This is a genomic window from Streptomyces poriticola, from assembly GCF_036689765.1.
In the GTDB taxonomy this organism is placed as follows: domain Bacteria; phylum Actinomycetota; class Actinomycetes; order Streptomycetales; family Streptomycetaceae; genus Streptomyces; species Streptomyces poriticola.
The window spans coordinates 1-7,154 of the sequence record NZ_JBAGKH010000064.1 but is presented as its reverse complement, the minus strand read 5'-3'; the positions used below and the strand labels follow the sequence as shown (position 1 = coordinate 7,154).

Sequence of the window (7,154 nt, the reverse complement as noted above, 5' to 3'; positions counted from 1 at the left end):
AACCTCGCACCCCGCACGATCGACGACCTCACCCCGCTCGTGAAGAACCGCCTACGCGCCATCCAACGCCGACCGCAGATCCTCAACGGCTTCATAGCCGAGACCGGCCTCGGACTGGAGCCCCCGTAGCCCCCGTCACCCCACCCTTTCAACCTCAGCGGCAACGTCAGCGGACGACGGCTGCGGCGGGTGGGCCTTCGGGGCCGTCGTCCGCTGAGCCGAGGGTGTTGCCGAGGGTGTCGATGGCTTGGCGCTGGAGTCGCAGCCGGACGTGGGCGTAGACGCCGGCGGTGACGCCGATGTGGGCGTGTCCGAGGAGTTCCTTGATGACGACGAGGTGGGGCTGTGTAGTAAACGGTGGAACTCGGTCGGTTTTTTTCAGCATGGTCCAGCGTTTGCGTCCGGTGCTGGTCGGTTCCAGGCTCATGACGGCCAGGTAGACGCATTTGAGGGCAGCCTGGTCGGTGGGGAAGTGCCCCCGAGCCCCGGCGCACCCGCTGTCGTGGCTGACTTTCCGTGGCTGAGCTTGAAGATGCGACGGCGGTCAGGTGACGAGCGACGGTGGCGCGAGCGTCCGTGCCCGGTCGTACAGGTCCCGGACCGCCGCGTTCTTCAGATGAGGACGCAAGAGACCGAACATCGCCTTCACGCGGTCGTCGGCGCGGCCGGACTGCACCTTGGGGTAGTCGTCGAGGGCCTGGTGCCAGGTGACGCAGGCCGCTTCCAGGTGGCCGAGTTCCAACTGACGTTCGGCCAGCAGGCCACGACGGTGTACTCGTGTGCGCTGGTACACGCTGGGGCGGAGCCGGTCAGCTTGCTGCATGGCTTCAACGGCTCCGGCCTTGTCACCGAGTTCGTAACGTACCTGGCTGACGTGGTAGTTGAGCGAAGAGGGGTCGTACGAGCCGAACGCCTTGCCGCGTGACTCAGCACGGTCCATGGCCGCTTCGGCCTCCCGGATGTGGCGCAGCGCGCCCGCACGGTCGCCGGTCTGCGCGGCGGCGTGCGCCTGCTGGCCGACGAGGAAGGCCAGCATCCGAGGGCCGGCTTTCGGGGAGGCGGCGGCAGCGGCATCGGCAAGCTCCTTGGCCTTCGCCCCGTGACGGAGGTCAACTGCCTGGACACTCATCCCCCGCAGGGTGGTGCAGTACGTCAGGTGGTCCTCGGCCGCGCCCGCCAGCTCCAGAGCCTTGACGTAATAGCGCTGCGCGAGACCGTGCAGCCCTTCGTCCACGGCCATGTAGCCGGTCAGGTAGAGCAGGTCCGAGGCGGCGGACAGCATCGCCTTGCGTGCGTCCTCGGGCGCGTCGGCGCGCAGATAGGAGGCCACGGTGTTGACCATGAACGAGGCCGCCATGGGACGTGCGTGACGGCCGCCGAACTCATCGTCCAGCTCCGAGACACGCTCGGTCATAGCGACGACCATGTCCACTTCGTTCATGCCGATGCGACTGGTGTGACCGGATTCAACGGCATCTGCACGCCCGACCACATCAGGCCAGCCGGGAATGGTGACGGCCACGGAGAACAGGCCGGCACCCAGGACACTGCGGCGGGACGGGTCCATATCCAGCCTCCCCAGGTCGATCACCCCTTCCACGGTATCCGCAGCCGCGGAGGAACGATCGCGCGGAACGGGCAGCCCGGCCTCGGCGTGGGTGACGGGGCGCCCAAGGCGACGGGAGAGGGCTTCGAGGATGCATGCGCGCACCGCACCGCGAGGGACGGTGCCGCCCAGCCAGTGGCTCACCGCCGACTCGTCGTAGCGCAGAGGGATTCCGGTCTCCGTGCCGACGCGGTTCACCGCCCGCGCGAACTGGCGGTGAGTCCAACGGCCCTCGGTGAGTAGGCGCCCGAGCGCCACGTTCGGTTCACGCTTGGCCATGCCCTCAACACCCCCTGACCTTGCGGACTTTCAAGGTTTTCAAGTCCTGACGCTGCGGCAACGGTACCGCTGAGAGTGGTCGTGCGGTTGCGTAGAGACAGCAGGGAACGGCGAGACCTCGCCGCAGCCGTCGTCTGAGGGGCTCAAGGGATGAGAAGCGAAGCACGGGCCCGTCTGGCCCGGATGACCGAGGATCGGGGCATGAACGGGGTGTTGAGGATCGACACCTACGAGGGCGCGGACCTGCCGCCGGGTTCGCATCGGTTCTCGCCGTGTCGCTGTCCGCAGCACCGCAGTGGCACGCCTGAGGCCGGGGCGGCGAGGCTGAGCGCCGCAGTACGCGAGGTCAACGAGCGCAGTCGTGGAGAGCGGCTGTGAATCGGTTGGCCGCAGTCGCCGGTCGCTACGCCGGACCGCTTCTGATCATCACCATTTCGGGATCGGTCGGCTTCGTCCTGTGCGTGGCCGCCGCATCCTCACCCACCTGACTCCTCCCCGTCACGTATCCAGGCTTCCCACCCGTGACGAGGGAGGGCCCGCCGCCGGAAGCGGTGGGGGCACTCCGTCCGGCTGCCTTCTTCGCAAGGGTCCGGCAGCCGGACGGGTCCAACTCCGCAGCATCCGCCGCCGAGTCCACTGAAAACCGTAAGGGAGAAAACGATGAACGTGGACGAGCTGTTCACCGGCGACCTGATCACCGGAGTCCCGGCCGTCGAGGCCGCGCTGCTCGACAAGATGCCGGGCGGCGGCGACAACAACGGCGACCACTGCAGCAGGTGATCCAGGGCTGACGCCAGGCGGGGCAGGGCCGTTCGCGGCCCGGCCCGCCGCACGACGTCGGAAAGGTACGACATGCTGTCGATGCGTCTGTGCCTGGACGATCTCCAGGAGCCCAAGTGGAGGTCAGAAGGCGGCCGTTGGATCAACGGACAGAGCTGGATCGAACCCGCGAACGCGTCAACGTTGGTCATGGAGGTCAACGACGACCAGGCAGCACGCGTACGGTTCCGCGTGCAGGAGTGCAAGCGGGGTGACGCCGACTTCGTCGCGCTCACCATGGGGCCGGGGGAAGCCCGTCTGTCGGCGGGTGTCTTCGGCACTGCCCCGCTCTATCTGACAGAGAAGGCCGGGGAACTGCACGCCTCGTGGGACCTGACCCTGCTGCGTCCGCATCTGCGGGCCGACCGTCTGGTGCCGCGGGTTGTCGCCCGCACGCTGACGAGGCAGCACCGCTACACGTCCGAGACATTCTTCGAAGGCGTCTACCGTCTCACCGAGCGGGCAGCGGCCACCCTCACCCGTCACGGACTCAGCATTCACTACCCCGAGCCCGCCCACCACGTACTTGAGCCACGCAGGGTGCGGCCCGGCGTCGATCCACTCGCCGCTCTGGACGAGTTGCTGACCGACGTGATCCGCCAGGCGCCGACCACAACCGGATGCGTGGGTGTTGAGCTGTCCGGCGGCGCGGACTCCGGGAACGTCGCGCTGGCAGTGAAAGCAGTCCGCTACCCGGAGGTGTACAGCTTCGGCCTGCTGGTGGGAGGGAGCACCGGCAGGCAGCAGAGCGAGCGGTGCCGGGTCCTTGTGGAGCACTGCGGCTTCCGCGACACGGCCACCCCCGCCATGCAGCACCCACCTTTCTGTCCCGGAGGCGTGCGCGCTCTGTGCAAGCCGCACGATCCGGCGGGAGCCTTCTACCAGGAGGCGTTCGACGTCGTGCGCGAGCAGGCAGCCGCCCGGCGGTGCGACGTCATGTTCACCGGCAGCGGCGGAGACGAGATCAACGCCCACCACTCCAGGACACAGGCCGAACTGCCGATGGCGCACCCCGTGCCGTGGCTCGGCAACAGAGCAGTCCGAGCGCTCGCCGAAGTCAACGAGCACCTGGCCCCCATCCCAGTGCTGCCCGTACCGACCCTGATGGCGTTCGGGATGCACAACCCCGGGTTCCTCCGGGCCGGAATCTGGCCGGTGAGCCCGCTCGCGCACCCGCGGATCGTGCGGTTCATGGAGCAGCTACCGCACGAGCACAAGCGCGGCAAGGCGCTGTTCCGCGAACGGATCAGGCGGGCTGGGCTGCCCGAGTGGGTGGCCGCGCCGGCCGAACCGGAGAACTTCCTGGCCGTCCTGGAGAAGGGCCTGCGGTTCTACGGACTGCCCGTGCTGGACGACATGCTGAAGGAGTCCGTCCTGGTGGACCTCGGCTACGTTGACGGCAAGGCTCTCGCCCAGGCACGGAGGAACGCCGACTCCGCCCCGGTCGTCCCCGATCTGCTGTGCGATGTACTCGCCCTGGAGGTCGGACTTCGAAGCCTCATGTGACCAGCCCCGACATGGAAGCCGAGCACGTGGAAGCCACCAACCTCCTGTACCGCGATCCGGCACTCTACGACGTGGTCCAGTCCGACAGCACGAGCGCCGGAATGTGCCAGACCCAGATCGAGCTGCACCAGCCGGACGCCCGGACCCTGGTCGACTTCGGATGCGGTACCGGCCGCGACCTGGAGATCCTCGCCAAGCGCTTCGAGTGCATCGGCGTGGACCTCCAGCCCGGCATGGTCGACTACGCCCACCAGGCCCGGCCGGAGCTGGACATCCGGACCGGCGACATGCGCACCGCACGACTCGGCACACGCATGGACGTGGTGACCTGCATGGGCAACAGCCTCGCCTACGTCCACGACAACCACGACATCAGCCAGGTCTTCGCCACCTTCGCCGCCCACGCCCAGCCGGCAGCGCTGCTCGTGCTGTGTTCCCCTATCGCCCCGATCACCCGGACCGAGCCGACAACCGCCACCGTCGACACCCCGAGAGGCTCTGCCACCGTCACCATCCGCCACACGTGGAACCTGCGGACCCAGATCGACACCATGCACCGACACTGGGCGCTTCCCTCGGGCGACGAGGCCCGAGACGAGATCCGCAGACGGGTCCTGTTCCCCCAGGAGCTCGAACGCTACGCGGAGGGCGCCGGCTTCGAGGTCCTGGACATGAACGACGGCGCAGAGACAGGGTTCACTGGCCCCACCGCGTACACAGTTGCGCGATACACCCGTGATGACCGACGGGGTTAGAAACGGCACCAGGACCAGCACCAGCACCAGCCCCGGACTCCTGGCGTCCCGGACCAGGGCCTGCATGGCGCGCGTTCGATGTCGCGCTCGCGGCGGCGCACCTCCGCCGAGGTGGTCCAGCCTGGCCACCTCGCGGGCGAGCTGCCGTGGACGGTAGCGAGGGACCGGCGTCAGCAGAAGCCCAGGCGGATCCGGGAGTCCGCCGACAGGGCTGCTGGGGGCGCGCCCCATGGCCTAGCCTGCCCTCCCGTGCGGCAGAAACTGCGGGTGGCGGCCTACGCCGTGTGTGTGCTGGACGGGCGGATACTGCTTGCCCGGTCGCCCGGGCCGGGCGGGGTGCCCGAGTGGGTGCTGCCCGGTGGCGGGATGGAGCACGGGGAGGATCCGTTCGACACGGTCGTGCGGGAGGTGGCGGAGGAGACCGGGTACCGGATCGACGTCAGCGGGCTGCTCGGGGTCGGGTCCCTGCGGCTGGTTCGGCGACGGCGCCGGGGGCTCTTCGCACGGAGCGTCGATCATCATGGCGTGCAGATCATGTACGAGGGGAACGTCGTCGGGGGCGAGCTGCGGGCCGAGGTCGGTGGGTCCACCGATCTTGCCGCCTGGCATGATCTTTCCGAGGTCTCCGGGCTGAACCGGGTGCCCCTCGTCGACATCGCGCTGCGGCTGTGGCGTGAGCGTCCGGCGGCGGGGCGGGTCCCGGACTAGCGGCTTCCGGGCGAGAGGCTTCCGGGCTAGAGGCTCTCGGACGAGAGGCTCTCGGAGATGGGCTGAAACCCGGTCAACCGGCAGAAACGACGGCAACCTTCGCACCGCGGGTCGAGGTCTCTCCCCCTGACCGCAAGCTCGACCGCAAGGGGGAAGTACGGATCATGGGGAAGACGTCAGCACGTGTGCGGGCGGCCTGCGTGGCCGTGACGGCTGTGGCGCTCTCGCTGGCCCTCGCGGGCCCGGCGGTGGCGGCGGATCAGGCGGACCCAGCGGTGCCGGTGACGCCGACGGCACCGGAGGCACCGGAGGCACCGGCGGCCGGTGACGGACACCGCGACACCCACAGCGACGCCGATCACCACGCCACCCGCGAGGCCATCCGCGCCGCCGTCCGCAGCGGGGTCCCCGGCGTGACCCTCACAGCCCGGGACCGGTACCGGCCGTGGGCGGCGACCGCGGGGGCAGGGGACCTCCGTACCGGAGAGCCGCGGTCCACCCGGGACCGCTACCGCGTCGGCAGCATCACCAAGACGTTCGTCGCGACCGTGCTGCTGCAACTGGAGGCCGAGGGGCGCCTGTCGCTGGACGACACCGTCGACCGGTGGCTTCCGGGGCTGGTCGAGGGCAACGGGCACGACGGCACCCGCATCACCCTGCGCCAGCTCCTCAACCACACCAGCGGCATCTACAGCTACACCTCCGACGAGGAGTTCGGGCGTACGTACCTCCTGAAGGAGGGCTTCTTCCGGCACCGGTACGACACCGTGCCGCCCGACCGGCTCGTCGCGATCGCCATGCGGCACGAGCCGGACTTCGCCCCCGGCACCTCCTGGAGTTACTCCAACACCAACTACGTCCTCGCCGGCATGGTGATCGAGAAGGTCACCGGCGATCCCTACGCCACCGAGATCCGGCGGCGCATCATCGAGCCGCTCCACCTGCGCGCCACCTCCCTCCCCGGCACCCGCGTCACCGTCCCGCAGCCCAGCAGCCGCGCCTACTCCAAGCTGGCCGAGCCGGCGACCGGGCCCACGTACGACGTCACGCGGCTCAACCCGTCCATCGCCGGGGCCGCCGGCGAGATGGTCTCCGACTCCGCCGACCTGAACCGGTTCTACACCGCGCTGCTGCGCGGGCGGCTGCTCCCCGCCGCCCAGCTGGCCGAGATGACGGACGCCGTCCAGGTCCAGGACGGCATCGGATACGGGCTCGGGCTGATGCGGACCGAGCTGAGCTGCGGTGTGGCCGTCTGGGGGCACGGCGGCGGTATCCACGGGTCCGTGTCGGAGGCGGTCACGACCAAGGACGGGCGGCATTCGCTCGCCTTCAACTTCAACGGGGACTGGGCGGGGGACACCGCGGCGGTGGTCGAGGCCGAGTTCTGCCGGAAGTAGCAGTCCGAGACACCCGAGGCACAGGAGGAGGGGGCGCCGGGCCCCCGCCGCCCCCACACCCCCCCACCGGGGCTGCCCCCGGCG

The 7,154-nt window shown here is 69.5% G+C and carries 5 protein-coding genes and 1 pseudogene; 4 read left to right on the top strand and 2 right to left on the bottom strand.

The features are described 5' to 3' along the window. Positions 1-166: 166 nt before the first annotated feature. Positions 167-484, bottom strand: a pseudogene (locus V5O46_RS31285) (hypothetical protein); the annotation flags it as partial. 60 nt (positions 485-544) lie between these two features. Further along, on the bottom strand, positions 545-1,885 hold the full coding sequence (locus tag V5O46_RS31280; protein ID WP_332888120.1) for a tetratricopeptide repeat protein: 1,341 nt from the start codon (positions 1,883-1,885) through the stop codon (positions 545-547). An 852-nt stretch (positions 1,886-2,737) separates the two neighbouring features. Here V5O46_RS31280 and V5O46_RS31275 point away from each other — a divergent pair. From V5O46_RS31275 to V5O46_RS31260, 4 genes are all read left to right on the top strand, one after another. Next, positions 2,738-4,210, top strand: coding sequence for an asparagine synthase-related protein (locus V5O46_RS31275; protein ID WP_332888119.1), 1,473 nt, complete (start codon positions 2,738-2,740; stop codon positions 4,208-4,210). 11 nt (positions 4,211-4,221) lie between these two features. Then, complete coding sequence (locus V5O46_RS31270) at positions 4,222-4,965, top strand: class I SAM-dependent methyltransferase (protein WP_408649089.1); 744 nt, start codon at positions 4,222-4,224, stop codon at positions 4,963-4,965. A 249-nt stretch (positions 4,966-5,214) separates the two neighbouring features. Further along, on the top strand, positions 5,215-5,673 hold the full coding sequence (locus V5O46_RS31265) for an NUDIX hydrolase (protein WP_332888117.1): 459 nt from the start codon (positions 5,215-5,217) through the stop codon (positions 5,671-5,673). A gap of 164 nt (positions 5,674-5,837) precedes the next feature. Then, the gene (locus V5O46_RS31260) at positions 5,838-7,070 is read left to right on the top strand and encodes a serine hydrolase domain-containing protein (protein WP_332888116.1); all 1,233 of its coding nucleotides are present in this window, start codon (positions 5,838-5,840) and stop codon (positions 7,068-7,070) included. Positions 7,071-7,154: the final 84 nt, after the last annotated feature.